Below are 14,107 nucleotides of genomic sequence, written 5' to 3'. Positions count from 1 at the left end.
TTGTAATTATTTAATTTCTTTAAACTTAGTCAGCGAGTGATCGTTAGTGTAGAAGAAGAAGTCTTCAAGCACTGCATTCTTGATGACCCCTTTTTCAATAATAGGGTTGATTGAATCAGAAGTGTCAGGATACTTGGCTGAAAAACCTAGGTTGAGGTAGGCCTTGTTGACACTGTAGTAGAAATAGTGCGTAACATCATCGATCCAGTCAGTGCCCCTGTACATTAACTCAATGTGCTTCTTCTCATTATCAATTAGCACATCGTACAAGTTATCGATCCATTCTTTTAGCTCTGCTTGCTCAGTTTTACCTAATTTTTGGTAGCCTAAGCGGAACTTGTAACCAGGATAAATTCCACTAAATGAAGTGCCACGTAAAGCTAACTTAACAATTTCAGCTGTTCGTACCATTTTGCCTTGTCCGAATAAATAAAGCGGAGCGTAGAAGGCAGAATGATAGAGAGCTGTCTCTAGGATAACGTTAGCTGCCTTCTTTTGTAGTGCATCCCCGCCTTGGTAGATTTTATTCAAAATCCGAATCTTCTTTTGCAGGTAAGGATTGTCATCAGCCCAGTTAATAACGTCTTTTGCTGTATTTGAGTCCGTCAACTCGTTGATAACGTAGCTGTAGCCTTTATTGGCAATAGATTCCAAATATTGCAAGGCATTCAGCACAGCTGCTTCCTCTGGTGTGATGGCATCTACCTTAATTTGCTCTAGCCCATTTTTCATTTGGAGTCCAGATGAAAAAGATAGTGCTCCGAATGCGTGAAGCAAGGCATCTTGCACCGGCTTGTCTAATTGTAAAAATTCTTTTTTATCTTCTCTAACTGGAACATTACGGGGTTCCCAGATAATATCATTCAGGCGGGACCAAGCAGATTTGTCAACCCGGTCCTCCATGTCATTCCAGTTAATTGCTTTGTAATATTTTTCAGTCATATTTAATCTCTAAAATCACTCAAAGAGCTGATATTCCCACGTAATTCCTTAGGCTTTTGGACTTGCTTAGTACTCTCACCAGCAGAAAGATCGTGTACGATTTTTCGTACATTTTTGACATCTTGGTTAGTACCACTAAATTCCAAAAGATACAAAATAGGCACTTTCAATGTTGCCGCGATCTTTTTGGCAGTTTGAGCAAAGAGGTCGTTAAAGTTTCGGTTGCCACAACCGATAATCCCTATAATATTTTTTTGTTATCTTTATACGTTAAAAAATCAACGACTGAATCCATCATGAAGTCCTGATATGAGGGTACGATTAAGATATAAGATTTTCCCATATCATACTTAGGGTTGGCATCGTCGATTTGATGGGCCGAAAGTTGAGTTTTCTTAATAAAACGTTCCGTTTGCCCAGTAATTGAATAAAAAGCTATTGCTACCATAATGTTCCCTAATAAATCTAATGTACTAGTAAGATCTTCTCACTATTCAATTATTATCCTATTCAAATTTTGCTTTTTTTACCATATAATTGAAAAAAAGGAGGGCGAGATATGTTCAGCTGGAATATCATTGGGATCTTAATTTGGGTTGCCATCATTCTTTATTTAGTTTTTATCGTCCAAAACATTCGTCAAAGACGAATCAAGATGATTATCAAACAGCATAAACGCTTTAGTTGGCCGAATATGGCTCTTAATATTGTGGAAATTGTAGTACTTTTATTAGCTGCAGGTTGGATGTTTAATCAGACCTTTATGGACAATCCAGACCTGGAAGATGCAAATCGTATTACTTCAAACGTGAAGTATGAGCCACTGATAATGCGTACAGGTGCGGGAAATTCAAGCTATGTAACGATTAATTCTGCTAAGAAGAGATATGGCTCACAAACTTATACTTTTTATCGCGATGGCAGCAAGGTCACGATTGGTAGTGACTATGCCTCGATTGCTTATGGTAACACTGCGCTTGATGTGAATGCCGAGAAGATTCCTTATGTAAAAAAGGAATTGGCTAAAATGGATAAAAAGTATCAACGTGCTTACGTGGCAATTTATACGGCTAAGTACAAGCGGAATTGGCAAAATGGAATCGGGATGCATGCAGGTCATTTAGCAACTCGGTACTACTTAATTCGGGTGCCAGATTCAAGCTTTATTAAGCAAGAAAAATAATGTTTAAAAACTAAGAAAAAGTTAGGCGAGCAACTACCTAACTTTTTTTTTGTTTAATTTTCTTTTCTGGTTACGCTAGCTAACAAGCTGCCTTCAACGAAAGCCAGGATGAAGCTAGCTGTTAAGAAGTCCATTACGTTACCTGACGAGAATGCTGCGAAAATCATAAAGGCGATTGAAAGCAACATTGAGCTGATCAAATAAGTACGCGTTTCTTTGTTCATTAGCCACTTGATTAAAGCGTAGAGCAGGATAATGACATAAGGCCCAATGAACAACAGCATGCCGATCCAACCAAGTGAATAAATTTGACTAGTGAAATCACGTTCAAGGTTGAAAATGTTGGTTTCTCGTGTGTAAGAAATGCCCAGGAACTTGTCGAGCCGATTGTTGTTAGTCTTCACAACTTGATCAAGCATCGCTTTTTCTACATGTCGGTTTTGCATTCTAGCGGTGCCTGGCTCGTTCATGATTTTGAGCCAAAATTCAGGATCGTATTTATAAGGGTAGCTTTTAAAAACAAACTTCTTATTTAAGGCGTAATCTTGATAATGATTGCCGATGAAATTCGTTAAAAATTCCTTGCGCTGTTTACCTTGAGGATATTTTTTTAAGCCAGCATTTAATTCTCGCTTGGCCTGTGTCAAAGAATCATCGGATTGCTGAGCCAAATATTTTTCATAATTATAGCGCTGGATTGCTGGACCAAAGGGGATGATGGCAAAGGTGCCAGCTTCGATTAAAAGCGCCACGATAATGGCTTTGCCGTTTTTGTTAACATCCTTAACAATAAATAAGTGGAAAACATACAGCAAAATACTGATAATCACGCCACCGATTAAACCGATGAGGGCCACTTTGGTTCCTAACTCGATCATCGCTAAAGCTTGAACTACGTTCAAAGTGACGATTTTCCAGTTAAAACGACTGAACATGAAGTAAAGCATCAGAGGCACCAGCATAAAGAGTACGGCTGATACCATGTTGGCAAAATTGAAGAAGCCTTTGGAGGCCATATGGGAGTAACCGATATTGGGGTTAACAAACCATTCAAAAATATTAGCGCTAATCGGGCCTGTCTCGTAGCTTCTAAGCGAAATGACAAAAAGATTGGTAATGACAATTGTAAATGAAAAAAGTCCGCTGATGCCTTCGATAACGTGTCTGAATTGCTCCTGACTGAAATTCAATTCTTTTGTAAAAAAGATCACCATCAGAGGTAAAAGCATTCTAATGAGATAAAAAATTTCGCTTACGGTTGAATAATTGTAGTCATTAGGATTAATGCTGTTAAAGTTTTTGACGTGGATTAAGTGAATAATCGAATACAAAATTAGTAGGGCTAAATATAGAATTAACCACTTGTCTTGCCCTAATTTTTGCCAATTTTGCTTTTGACTGAAAAACATACAGAAAATCACAAAAACAGCTAAAATTCGGATAATCGTAGGTAGAGTAAATGGTAAAACTTCCGCTAATTTACCGTTGTAGAACCAATAAAGGTCTAAAAAGGGCTGGATTAAAATAAACCAAAATAAAACAGTTCGCGTTTTTTCTTTCATAAAATATTTCCTCTCGTATCGATGTCCTAATTTTAGGCAAAAAAATAGCTCGCGTAAACATTGCGCGGGCTATTTTTGTCAAATTTTACTTCTTGTCTGCTTCTTTTTTATCGTCGTTCTTCTTGGCAATTTTTTCAATCTTAACTTCATTAGTTGAAGCAGTCTTACTGTTCTTGGCAGCGCGAGCAGTCTTTAAATTCTTGAAGTTAACTACAATCTTATTGTTCAAGTCGCTGATAGCAGTGGCGTCAACGGGATCGTATGAAGTAATTGCAAGCAATGCGGAATTTTCGTAGATCTTTTCAACTTTGCCTTGGAATGGCTTCTTAAGTTCTTCTTCTGATTTGGCACCAACGATTGCACCAACTTTTACATCTGCTTTTTTCATCTATAATTCTCCCTTCCGAGAAAAAGTTTTAGTCTTTTATAACACAAGAATGCTATTATAAAAAAGCAACATTTTCAAGTGGGGAGAATCAGGTTTTGAAAAAAATAATTCTTATTGCAGGACCTAGTGGTGCTGGCAAGACGACTGTTTCAGAATATTTAACTGAAAAATATGGTATTCCACGCGTATTAACGCATACCACGCGGCCGATGCGATCAGGCGAGGAGCAGAATGTTTCTTATCATTTTGAAACCGATGAAACTTTTGCCCAGCTGCACTTTTTTGAACATATTAAGTATGGATCTTATCAGTATGGCTCAAGTCGTGAAGCATTGAATTTAGCTTGGAAAAAAAGTGACTTAGTTTCTCTAATTGTCGATATCAAAGGCGTTTATACCTATATTCAGCAATTGGGTGACAAAGTCTATTTCCTTTATATAACAACATCTACCAAAAAAGAGCTAGAAGAGCGTTTGCTCAAGCGCGGTGATGATCCAAGTAAGATTAAAGAAAGACTTAGTGGTAGTGAATTAAATTCATTGCCAGCTGATCTGAAAAATTACGCTCATATATTAATTAACGACAATTTAACAAAGACCAAAAGTGCTCTCGATGCACTGATAGCAAAGCTTCGCTAGCTTTTTGGGTCTTCCCTTTTTTACATAAAATGTGTTTTTTAATAAGGTTTCTTAACGCGATGGTAGCTCTTTTGAAACATTCGTGTAACATTCAATCGGTATTATATAAAACGTCAATTGATTTAAGAAATCAAAAAAACAATTTAGTAATTTTTAGAGGAGACAATTAATTTTGAATTTTAGACGTACTTTAGTAAAATACACCGCAGCTTTATCAGTATTCTTTACCGGTATCTCAGCTATCAATGTTCCATCAACTGTTCACGCTGATGACGTTGAAAACACTATTGTAACTACTAACAACTCAACTTCAGATCTTGAAACTACTAAACCTGACTCAAGTTCAGTTAAGCAAGAATCAGCTGCTACTAAGAAGCGTAATGCAGTTGTTAAGCTTGTTAAGAAGCAAATCGGCAAGCCTTACATTTACGGTGCTGCTGGTCCTAGCGGTTTTGACTGCTCAGGCTTAACTACTTACGTTTTCAAGAATGCTATTAACAAGACTTTGCCAAGAACTACTTACGGTCAAATTACTCTTGGTAAGACCATTTCAGTTTCAACTAAGAAGCTTAAGAAGGGTGACTTATTATTCTGGGGTAACTACCATGTAGGTATCTACGTAGGTAACGGCAAGTTTGTTCACGCTCCAGCTCCTGGTCAAAATGTTAAGCAACAAACCTTAGCTTCATTTTACCCATCATCAGCTAAGCGTGTAATCGACTAATTGCGTTAGTCTTCCTAAAAATAAAATATCTAATTAAGATAGTTAGGGAAATCTCCCTAGCTATTTTTCTTTTTGACGGAAACGTAATATTTATTAAATCAGTATTACTTTTGTAACACTACTGTAACATTAGGACATTATTATAGATTTTGTTAAATACGTTAAAGAAATTTAAAGATTTTTCGATGAATTAATATTTTCGTTACCAGCTTAAGTAATAAATTCTAAGAATGCTTATATATATAGTGAAAACATATAGGAGAATTTGATGAATATTAAGAGCAATTTCGTAAAAGTTACCGCAGCTGCTGCATTAACTCTGACCGGTGTAGCTGCAGTAAATGTCATCAAGCCAGATTCAACTAATGCTACTGTTCAAGCTGCTACTACCAAAGTAAAGATTAACTACATTGCAGGTTATGGAATTAACATCTGGGACAACTACAATGGTGGCCACTTTACTGGTCAACGTGCTCAACATGGTACTACTTGGAATGTTTTTGACACCAAGACTGATAAGAAGGGCCGTACATGGTACCAAATTGGTGATAACCAATGGATTTTAGCTCAATATACTGTTGATGCTAGTTCAGATAAGGCTCAAGCAGTTAAGAAAGCTAAAAAGGCTAAGAAGTCAGTTCAAGCAACTGGTGATGCTTCAGCAGTTATTACTTTGGCTTCAGCACAATTAGGCAAGTCCTATGTTTGGGGTGGTACAGGAACTAACGGTTTTGACTGTTCAGGTTTGGTACAATATGTTTACTCTAACGCTGCTGGCGTGAAGTTGGGTAGAACTACTTATGATCAAGTTAAGCAAGGATCAACCGTTTCTATGGATAATCTTCAACCGGGTGATTTGCTTTTCTGGGGTAGTGCAAGTGCTCCATATCACGTAGGTATCTATGTTGGTAACAACCAATACATCCACGCTGCTACACCAGGTCAAGGCGTAATCAAGCAAACTTTGAGTTCATACTTCTACCCAAGTGTTGCTAAGCGTGTTTTAAATTAAGATAGTAAGTAATGAAGACGGATTCCAGTGATCCGTCTTTTTTGTAATATTGTAATGTTCCAATTTGCTTCTTGAGGTAGGACATGCAATAATGAAGGCGTTACATAGTAAGAGTGGGTAATTTTAGGTGAAAAGTTTTCACCTGTTTCGCTACCAAGGGGATTCAATTATGAAACATAATTTTTTTAAAGTGGGAGCGGCTGCAGCCCTGACCGTTACGGGTGTTTCCGCAATCACATCAATGAAAACTGTTCGTGCAGCTAATTTTACTGCGATTAAGCAAGTTAAGATTAGCTATTTACCAGGTAAGAGCCTGAATATTTGGACCAACTATGAGAATGGTCAATTCATGGGCTACCGTGCTAAGGACGGCACGGTCTGGAATGTAGCTGAGACTGCACTCGATAAGAAGGGCAACTTGTGGTACAAGGTTGGAACGCGTGAATGGATTGAAGCGCGTTATACCGTAGATGTTACTGCTGGAGAAAAAGCAGAAGTATCGCAAGCACCAACTGTTAAGAAAACGGAAGCTAAGCAGACAAAGACTACTGTTAATAAGAAGACAGCGGCAGTAGCTACTAAAACGGCTACTCAGAAGAAGGCTGAAAAGATAGCTAAGGTGAAGAAGGCTAAGCAAATTGTTAATACGGCAATCAAGAAGACTAGCCAAAATACTAACCAAACTTCTTCAACGCAAGCTACTAGTAAGGCCGCTTCAATTGTTGCGCTAGCTAAACAACAGATAGGTAAGAATTATGTCTGGGGTGCAGAAGGTCCGGATTCATTTGACTGTTCTGGCTTAGTACAATATGTTTACCAAAAAGCGGCCGGCGTTAACTTGCCAAGAACAACTTATGATCAAGTTAAGGTTGGTCAAACTGTTTCATTGAACAACTTGCAGCCAGGTGACTTAGTCTTCTGGGGTTCAACGACAGCTCCATACCACGTTGCAATTTATGTAGGAAACAATCAATATGTAAACGCAGCAACACCGGAGCAAGGTACTATTTTGCAAACGGTATCGAGTTACTTTACACCATCGATTGCTAAGAGAGTGCTATAGAGAAGTAATTTTGAATACTTTTAGGCAGGCGATTAATGCGCTTGCTTTTTTGTATTGATAAAAGTTTTCTCTAGACTGAAAAATTCTACTTTTTTGCCATAGTTTTCAGTGTGGAGAAAATTATGGCAAAAATTAAAGAAGGGATTAAAATGACACCCATCAAGACCGTTTAAGCAGAGCCATGTCCAGAAATTCAACGCAGTATACTCACCTTTGCAGCGAGTATATTAAGCAAGCGGTAAATGCGTTCTTAGGACAAATGATGTCAGTTGAATAGATTTGACATCATGACCTAATATTTTCTGACATTATTGATTTTCTAACTGAATAGCTAGTAGCGGTATAATTAAAGCCGATATTAATTAGAAGGGGTGGATTGAATGGCGAAGAGACACCAATATCTTTGGTGTTTGGTTGAATTGCCTAACGGCAAACGCGAATGGTACTGCATTTCTAAGGTATTGCGCAAGGCCTTGCTTTGGGAGAAAAATTATCTGCATAATCGATACTGGCGCAATACTTTAATTGGTAGCTACCTCAATGTTGCTCGCACGCGTTATCATCATGATCAGGCAATTATTACAGTAGGAAGGGTAATCCGAGTGAAAATTTTATATTATCCTACTCAGGATTGGCATTGGACACGCAATCAATTCATTGCGGCTAGCCAACTGGAAAATTTTACAACCGCCTATAATTATATGAAGCACAATTATGCTTGGTATAACAAGCTATTGATTCATCATGCGTTACGTCATTGGCGTAGAATAAGCGCTTCTAAACATTGCAATAAATTCTAAATCATATTAAAATAATAAAAGAAAAGGAGCTAGCGAGTACCAGTCGCTAACTCCAATCGTAACTTAAGATGACTGTTGTTTCGGCTAATCCTTGTGATTAGCTTTTTTTGTTATCGCATACGCAATAGCCAAACGAATAGCGAAAACGCCTAAGGCATTCAGCACAATCGCAATAGCGATAGCCCAAGCAATCATTTGGAAGCCTACTTCTCCAGTCTACCCAATTTATGCATAGCTTCCACCTCCATAACTTAAGAATTGATCGAGGGGTGTGTAGCCATGCTAAAGTTACTAAGTCTTAGCGGTAGCTAACCGCTACAATAGACCTAAATATTATTTTACATGAAGATTGTTGAACAGACTACAATATTTGTTACTATCTAAAACGGCTCAAGCAGGATGTACAACTGCTTGAGCCGTTTTGCATATCAACGTATTTCATTTTCGATGCTTTACAATCTGTTTATTTTTCAATGTGCTATTTTGCCTGAAAAATCTGAAACTGTAGCTATAATGTTTGCCGATTTGTACACGGTACTTGTGCGTGTTGATTAACTTGGTTTTGCCAGGTCGGTAAGTGATCGTTGTTGTGTAGCCGTCACCGTAAAAAGTGGTGCCGAAGTTGCGCACCTGTGTCGCTTGCCGCTTTTTCTTGGTGGTCAAATCCGTGATGTAAATTTTCGGCTGACCAGAAATTCGCTCGGTTGTTGAGTAAGACCATGGCGTTTTACCACCAACTAATTCGTAGGGAAAAACGCCGGCAGCTGGATAAACGATTCGGCTTTTCACAGGCTGACGCAAAATATCATCAGCAAATAGTCCATGTTCAACAGAATACAAGACATTATTTTCAGTGCCATAAGCAGCACCAATTCCCATTCGGGTGGCTCGCGTCGACAGGATCATGCCGCGGTGACCGATGTTGCCATTACCTGCAATATTATTATCTTCACGTATCAGATCGGTGACGATCTCGCCAGCGGTAGTTCCGCTAGTTGATTCTGAAAAATTGATATTGCCCAATGTGGTATTTTCCGCTGTGTCCCAGTCAGTATCGCTGATGTAGCCAGGCTTGACGTAACCTTGTAAGCCATGGGCTCGCAGATTTTGCTCCGCGTTAACTGAAGCTAGCGCGGCAGCACCAAGTTGTGCGTTAACGTTGTCATTAGCATAGTTAGCGTCATCAGGCAGTCCAACCAATGAGCGGTAATAATTGACATAAGCCATTGAAGTTTTGATGTAATCAGGGTCAAGCACTCCCGCTGAAAAAGGAATACCAAAATTTGGCTGCATGGCAAAAAGTGAAATCCGATCGTAATTCTTCTGGCTCAAACGATGATAGCTTTTTTGAAAAGTGCGCACCTTTTTTGCCTCACTAGCACTATATTTAGCAGCCATTACAGGCGTGTTAGTAGGAACTAACAAAAATGTGAGAGCAAAAAGGAACAGCAGATTATGTTTTTTCATATTTTTCCTAGTCTAGTTAGGCCAAATATTGACGGAAGCGTCCTTGGTCGTCGGGCGCGATGTTCGCTTCGATGTGTACGCCATCGTCTTGGTAGTCTTCACGTAAAACTTGGGCGTGATCATGCAGGTAAGCCAGTTCCTTACCCGCGCTTAGTGGCAGGATCAAGTCAAACTTTTCATAGTTGGCAAAAACGCGCTTGGTGATCAAGTCGGCCAGTAGTTTGATCGATTTTGGATCGATGGCGGAATAAAGAATGTCGTCGCCTTCGATCTGTGGGTAATTGCGATCAGTCTTATCAGCCTTGTTGTAGGCGGTAATCATCGGAATTCCTTTAACGCCAATTTCATCTAAAACGTTCTGCGTTGTCCGAATCATTTGCACCATGTTCGGGTCAGAGGCGTCAACAACGTTGATTAATAAATCAGCATCACGCGTTTCTTGCAGGGTAGCCTTGAAGGATTCAACCAAGTTGTGGGGCAGTTTGGAAATGAAACCGACAGTGTCAGACAGAATGAAGCTAAAGTTATCTTTCAAGTCGATCCGCCGCACGGAAGTATCTAGCGTAGCAAAAAGCATGTTTTTAACGAAGACTTCCTTGTCGGCTCCTTCTTTAGAAAATTCACGCAATAGTCCGTTCATTGTGGTTGATTTACCGGCATTGGTGTAGCCAACGAGAGCGACTTTAGGGATGCGACTTTGGTTGCGTCGTGCCGCTTTGATTTCTTCCTGGCCGGCAACAGCCTTCAATTCTTTCTTGATGGCTGAAATTTGCTTGCCAATTGTCCGCCGGTTCAACTCTAGTTTACTTTCACCGGCACCACGGTTAGCGAAGCCACCACCACGCTGCTGGTCCAAGTTGTTCTCGGAGGGATGCAAGCGGGGGAGTTCATATTGCAATCGTGCTAGCTGTACCTGCAATTTAGCTTGCTTGGTACGCGCTCTGTTAGAAAAGATCTCAAGGATCAATTCCGTCCGATCGATTACTCGCATCTTGGTTAATTTTTCCAAGTTACGGATTTGGACCGGTGTCAATTCATCATTTAAGACTAATACCTTGGCTTTCAATCCCTGAGCCATAGTTCTAATTTCATTGATTTTGCCGACACCGAGGTAGGTCCCAGCGACAATTGATTCTGCATTTTGAAAACTTTGTCCAACTACTTCCATGTTGTTGGCTTCAGTCAAGTTGGCCAGCTCGGTCATGTAGTAGTCGAAGTTTGGGTCGTTTAAGTTTACGCCCGCGATATATGCTTTTGTCTTTTTAGGTTGATTATCAATCATAAAAACACCTCGTTATTTGTTGTTAAGTTTATTGTATTACAGATCCATATAATAAGGAAAGAAGTCGAATTGATTGGAAAGAGGTAGAAAAAAAGCGGTCAAATGACCACTCGTAAGATGTGTTTTGAAGGATGCAAGTAGAATTATTTATTTTTATGCTGATCTTTCTTATTCACTACTGCTATAGTTCGTGTAACTACTTCAACTTCATTAGGCTTGCCTTGAAAATATGTTTCAAATTCTTTAATTGATTCTTCAATATTTAGCATAATTAATCAACTCCTATCAATACTTAACATAGTTGTAGATGCTTTTTGCTAGTTTAGTCTTATTTATATGATACAATGTAAGTACAATGTAAGGCAAGGTGATAACAACAATGAAAGATACAAAGATTACAGCTCGTATGGATCCTGAATTAAAGAACGAGGCTGAAGAATTATTGGCGGATATGGGATTGAATTTTTCGGTTTGGATTAACATAGCTACGAAAGCTTTAGTTAATGAAAGAAAAATTCCATTTGAAGTTAAAGCAAGTCCTTTTTACAGTAATGAAAATATGAATGTACTTAAGACCAGGTATGAAGAATATAAAAAGGGGACTTCAATTTCTCATCACAAGCTTCTGGAGGATGATGGATGACTGTCAGATGGAAAGATGAAGCTTGGAATGAGTATGTAAATTGGCAAACAGAGGATAAGAAGACGCTGAAACGAATCAATAAATTAATTAAGTCTATTCAACGCGATGGATTATTCGAAGGCATAGGTAAACCAGAGCCTTTAAAAGGTGATTTGTCAGGTTTGTGGTCGAGAAGAATTAATGACGTTGATCGTTTAGTATATGTTCCTGAGGAAGATAATAATTTTACAATTATTGAATGTAAATCACATTATCGAAAAAATAGTTAGAGTAAGGAATAAACATACATAGTAAATACAATGATTCAGCATCAATGCATTCCATTTTTGAGGGATGCATTTTTCATTTCTACTCAAAGTATTTGCCGCATGTAAACCTTTTAAGGGTGGTCAAAATGGGTTCTTGAGTATATAATAATAACGATTATAGGATTAAGAGGATTAAAATGGAAAATAACGCAGAATCAAGTAATAAACCGATACATCGTCATCGCCATCATCACCACCGTCGTCACCGTAAGTTCTGGCGCGGTTTTTGGATTGTTATTGGCGTGATCATTGTAGTCGGTCTTTTTGTTTGCGGGGTGATCTACAAGAATTTGCGTGATACGACGCAGAATATGTACACTCCCGTTGCTAAGACTACCAAGAGTAATAAAGGACGTACTCTTGATAATTTGCTGAATGAGAAAAAGCCAATTAATATCCTATTATTAGGTACAGATACTGGTGCCATGGGTCGTCACTGGAAGGGTAGAACTGATACCATCATGATGATGTCGATCAACCCTAAGACCAATAGTACAAGCATTGTCTCAATTCCACGTGACTCAAACGCAATCTTCCCAGATTACCCACAATATGGTGTAACTAAGATTAACTCAGCTTATACATTGGGCGGGGTTAGCGAAACAATTAAGACACTTGATAAATATTACAGTGTTCCAATTGACGGCTACATCATGATCAATATGGGTGGTTTGAAGAAGGCAATTGACCAAGTTGGGGGAATTGATGTAACTTCTCCATTAACTTTCAACAATATGGGTTATAGCTTTGTCAAAGGCCAGACTTATCATATGAATGGTAAAAAGGCTTTAGCATTTGCCCAACTTCGTCATGGTGACCCTCGTCAGGATTATGGTAGACAAGAGCGTGACCGCTTGGTAATTATGGCCTTGCTTAAGAAGTCTGTTTCACCTTCAACTTTGCTTAATTCAAGTTTCTTGAATTCCATTTCTAGCGAGATGCAAACTGACTTGACCATGAATCAAATGTACAAGATTGCTATGGATTATAGAAAAGCCACTAACAATCTTTCTCAAGATCATGCTCAGGGTGTAAGTAAAGAAACGCAAAACCCTAAGTTTGGCACAATGGAAATTGAAGTGGTAAGTAAAGATGAGCGTCAACGAGTTTCTGACAAGATCAGAACGGCGCTAGAATTGCCACATGTTAAGGTAGCTGCTAACAAGGCCAGCTATATTATGAATCATTAATCGTTATTAAAGGAAAAGGTAAATGGAACAAGAGCAAAAGCAAACTGAAAATACAATTGATCTTACTCAATTGCTACAAATTTGCCGTCGCCACATCTGGGCACTGATTATCTGGAGTGTCGGTCTGGCTTTAGTCGGCTGGAGCGTCGCTAATTTTATTATTTCACCAAAGTATACTTCTAATGCACAGATCTTGGTTAACCAAAAGGCTAACAAGAATGACCCGAATGCGGCATATAATACTCAACAAGCTAACATGCAAATGGTTACTACCTATAAGGATATTGTAACTAGTCACGTTATCTTGAAGGACGCATCAGATCGTTTGGCTAACCCTGTACGTGTAGTTAGAAAAGCTAGACCTGCTAAGTACAGAACTAATGAAGAGGGCCGCCGAGTATTAGTAAGAAAGGCTCAACCAGAAGTAGTTGAACGTAGCGGTAAGAGCTACAGCGTTTCTACTAGCGAATTAGCTAAGAGCGTTTCAGTTAATACCCAACAACAATCACAGGTCTTCTCAATTTCTGCTACTGCAGATACACCTGAAAAGGCAAAGGTTGAAGCTAACGCTGTAGCGCGTTCATTCAGAGATCAAATTCCTAACATCATGAACATTAACAACGTTACGATTGTTGCGCCAGCAACTGATGGTAGTCAATCATCACCTAATGTGAAGCTCTTTACCTTGGCTGGCTTTGTTATTGGCTTGGTTTTAAGTTTCGCAGTAGTCTTAATTCGTGAAATGTCTGACACTACAGTTAAGGATGATGCATTCTTGACTGACACCTTAGGTTTAGTTGACTTGGGTCAAGTGTCACACTTCCATGTGTCATCATCATTTGTCATTAGAAAAAAGAATAAGAATTCTAATGGCCCTAAGCGTAGAAGCCGTCGAGTATAGGAAA

Annotated in this window: 16 protein-coding genes and 1 pseudogene; 10 read left to right on the top strand and 7 right to left on the bottom strand. The window is 38.9% G+C overall.

Annotated features, from left to right (window positions below; all coding sequences use genetic code 11):
* Positions 1–6 precede the first annotated feature (6 nt).
* A complete protein-coding gene (locus J6L97_RS09700; RefSeq protein WP_057726356.1) occupies positions 7–942 on the bottom strand; it encodes a ribonucleotide-diphosphate reductase subunit beta in 936 nt (311 codons plus the stop codon).
* 2 nt (positions 943–944) lie between these two features.
* Positions 945–1,390 (bottom strand): annotated as a pseudogene (gene nrdI / locus J6L97_RS09695) (class Ib ribonucleoside-diphosphate reductase assembly flavoprotein NrdI).
* Between the two features lie 111 nt (positions 1,391–1,501).
* Between nrdI and J6L97_RS09690 the strand changes: the two are divergent.
* Positions 1,502–2,125 carry an LVIS_2131 family protein gene (locus J6L97_RS09690; protein WP_057726358.1) on the top strand — a complete coding sequence of 208 codons (624 nt, stop codon included), beginning with the start codon at positions 1,502–1,504 and terminating at the stop codon, positions 2,123–2,125.
* Between the two features lie 53 nt (positions 2,126–2,178).
* Here the strand turns inward: J6L97_RS09690 and J6L97_RS09685 are convergent, their stop codons facing one another.
* Together J6L97_RS09685 and J6L97_RS09680 are read right to left on the bottom strand one after the other, a co-directional pair.
* On the bottom strand, positions 2,179–3,687 hold the full coding sequence (locus tag J6L97_RS09685; protein ID WP_057726360.1) for an O-antigen ligase family protein: 1,509 nt from the start codon (positions 3,685–3,687) through the stop codon (positions 2,179–2,181).
* An 85-nt stretch (positions 3,688–3,772) separates the two neighbouring features.
* Complete coding sequence (locus J6L97_RS09680) at positions 3,773–4,075, bottom strand: DUF2187 family protein (protein WP_023488185.1); 303 nt, start codon at positions 4,073–4,075, stop codon at positions 3,773–3,775.
* 95 nt (positions 4,076–4,170) lie between these two features.
* Between J6L97_RS09680 and J6L97_RS09675 the strand changes: the two genes are divergently transcribed.
* The 5 genes from J6L97_RS09675 to J6L97_RS09655 all read left to right on the top strand — a co-directional run bounded on the left by J6L97_RS09675 (position 4,171) and on the right by J6L97_RS09655 (position 8,312).
* Complete coding sequence (locus J6L97_RS09675) at positions 4,171–4,713, top strand: guanylate kinase (RefSeq protein WP_057726362.1); 543 nt, start codon at positions 4,171–4,173, stop codon at positions 4,711–4,713.
* A gap of 172 nt (positions 4,714–4,885) precedes the next feature.
* Positions 4,886–5,437 (top strand): C40 family peptidase, encoded by a 552-nt coding sequence (locus tag J6L97_RS09670; RefSeq protein WP_023488183.1) that lies wholly within the window; start codon positions 4,886–4,888, stop codon positions 5,435–5,437.
* Positions 5,438–5,705: 268 nt separating this feature from the next.
* Complete coding sequence (locus J6L97_RS09665) at positions 5,706–6,449, top strand: C40 family peptidase (RefSeq protein ID WP_005726403.1); 744 nt, start codon at positions 5,706–5,708, stop codon at positions 6,447–6,449.
* A gap of 169 nt (positions 6,450–6,618) precedes the next feature.
* Positions 6,619–7,512, top strand: a complete 894-nt coding sequence (locus J6L97_RS09660; protein ID WP_005718198.1) for a C40 family peptidase — start codon at positions 6,619–6,621, stop codon at positions 7,510–7,512.
* Positions 7,513–7,892: 380 nt separating this feature from the next.
* Complete coding sequence (locus J6L97_RS09655; protein WP_054832896.1) at positions 7,893–8,312, top strand: DUF7679 family protein; 420 nt, start codon at positions 7,893–7,895, stop codon at positions 8,310–8,312.
* A gap of 438 nt (positions 8,313–8,750) precedes the next feature.
* Here J6L97_RS09655 and J6L97_RS09650 read toward each other — a convergent pair whose 3' ends face one another.
* From J6L97_RS09650 to J6L97_RS11260, 3 genes are all read right to left on the bottom strand, one after another.
* Positions 8,751–9,779, bottom strand: coding sequence for a CAP domain-containing protein (locus tag J6L97_RS09650; RefSeq protein WP_057726365.1), 1,029 nt, complete (start codon positions 9,777–9,779; stop codon positions 8,751–8,753).
* A gap of 16 nt (positions 9,780–9,795) precedes the next feature.
* Positions 9,796–11,061 (bottom strand): GTPase HflX, encoded by a 1,266-nt coding sequence (hflX, locus tag J6L97_RS09645; protein ID WP_057726367.1) that lies wholly within the window; start codon positions 11,059–11,061, stop codon positions 9,796–9,798.
* 143 nt (positions 11,062–11,204) lie between these two features.
* Positions 11,205–11,330, bottom strand: coding sequence for a hypothetical protein (locus J6L97_RS11260; RefSeq protein WP_255404450.1), 126 nt, complete (start codon positions 11,328–11,330; stop codon positions 11,205–11,207).
* Between the two features lie 110 nt (positions 11,331–11,440).
* Between J6L97_RS11260 and J6L97_RS09640 the strand changes: the two genes are divergently transcribed.
* The 4 genes from J6L97_RS09640 to J6L97_RS09625 all read left to right on the top strand — a co-directional run bounded on the left by J6L97_RS09640 (position 11,441) and on the right by J6L97_RS09625 (position 14,103).
* On the top strand, positions 11,441–11,704 hold the full coding sequence (locus tag J6L97_RS09640; protein WP_054832897.1) for a type II toxin-antitoxin system RelB/DinJ family antitoxin: 264 nt from the start codon (positions 11,441–11,443) through the stop codon (positions 11,702–11,704).
* Positions 11,701–11,973 carry a Txe/YoeB family addiction module toxin gene (locus J6L97_RS09635; RefSeq protein WP_013086891.1) on the top strand — a complete coding sequence of 91 codons (273 nt, stop codon included), beginning with the start codon at positions 11,701–11,703 and terminating at the stop codon, positions 11,971–11,973. Before J6L97_RS09640 ends, J6L97_RS09635 begins: the two co-directional genes overlap by 4 nt.
* 176 nt (positions 11,974–12,149) lie before the next feature.
* On the top strand, positions 12,150–13,202 hold the full coding sequence (locus tag J6L97_RS09630) for an LCP family protein (protein ID WP_054832899.1): 1,053 nt from the start codon (positions 12,150–12,152) through the stop codon (positions 13,200–13,202).
* 22 nt (positions 13,203–13,224) lie between these two features.
* Positions 13,225–14,103, top strand: a complete 879-nt coding sequence (locus tag J6L97_RS09625) for a YveK family protein (protein WP_057726369.1) — start codon at positions 13,225–13,227, stop codon at positions 14,101–14,103.
* Positions 14,104–14,107 lie beyond the last annotated feature (4 nt).

Source organism: Lactobacillus crispatus (assembly GCF_018987235.1).
Taxonomy (GTDB): domain Bacteria; phylum Bacillota; class Bacilli; order Lactobacillales; family Lactobacillaceae; genus Lactobacillus; species Lactobacillus crispatus.
Note: the sequence above shows the minus strand (reverse complement) of the source record. Positions and strands in the feature narration are given on the sequence as shown.

Coding starts and splice junctions, on each gene's coding strand:
- J6L97_RS09625 (WP_057726369.1), top strand. CDS start 13,225: ATGGAACAAGAGCAAAAGCAAACTGAAAATACAATTGATCTTACTCAA.
- J6L97_RS09690 (WP_057726358.1), top strand. CDS start 1,502: ATGTTCAGCTGGAATATCATTGGGATCTTAATTTGGGTTGCCATCATT.
- J6L97_RS09655 (WP_054832896.1), top strand. CDS start 7,893: ATGGCGAAGAGACACCAATATCTTTGGTGTTTGGTTGAATTGCCTAAC.
- J6L97_RS09635 (WP_013086891.1), top strand. CDS start 11,701: ATGACTGTCAGATGGAAAGATGAAGCTTGGAATGAGTATGTAAATTGG.
- J6L97_RS09660 (WP_005718198.1), top strand. CDS start 6,619: ATGAAACATAATTTTTTTAAAGTGGGAGCGGCTGCAGCCCTGACCGTT.
- hflX (WP_057726367.1), bottom strand. CDS start 11,061: ATGATTGATAATCAACCTAAAAAGACAAAAGCATATATCGCGGGCGTA.
- J6L97_RS09630 (WP_054832899.1), top strand. CDS start 12,150: ATGGAAAATAACGCAGAATCAAGTAATAAACCGATACATCGTCATCGC.
- J6L97_RS09665 (WP_005726403.1), top strand. CDS start 5,706: ATGAATATTAAGAGCAATTTCGTAAAAGTTACCGCAGCTGCTGCATTA.
- J6L97_RS09650 (WP_057726365.1), bottom strand. CDS start 9,779: ATGAAAAAACATAATCTGCTGTTCCTTTTTGCTCTCACATTTTTGTTA.
- J6L97_RS09685 (WP_057726360.1), bottom strand. CDS start 3,687: ATGAAAGAAAAAACGCGAACTGTTTTATTTTGGTTTATTTTAATCCAG.
- J6L97_RS09640 (WP_054832897.1), top strand. CDS start 11,441: ATGAAAGATACAAAGATTACAGCTCGTATGGATCCTGAATTAAAGAAC.
- J6L97_RS11260 (WP_255404450.1), bottom strand. CDS start 11,330: ATGCTAAATATTGAAGAATCAATTAAAGAATTTGAAACATATTTTCAA.
- J6L97_RS09700 (WP_057726356.1), bottom strand. CDS start 942: ATGACTGAAAAATATTACAAAGCAATTAACTGGAATGACATGGAGGAC.
- J6L97_RS09680 (WP_023488185.1), bottom strand. CDS start 4,075: ATGAAAAAAGCAGATGTAAAAGTTGGTGCAATCGTTGGTGCCAAATCA.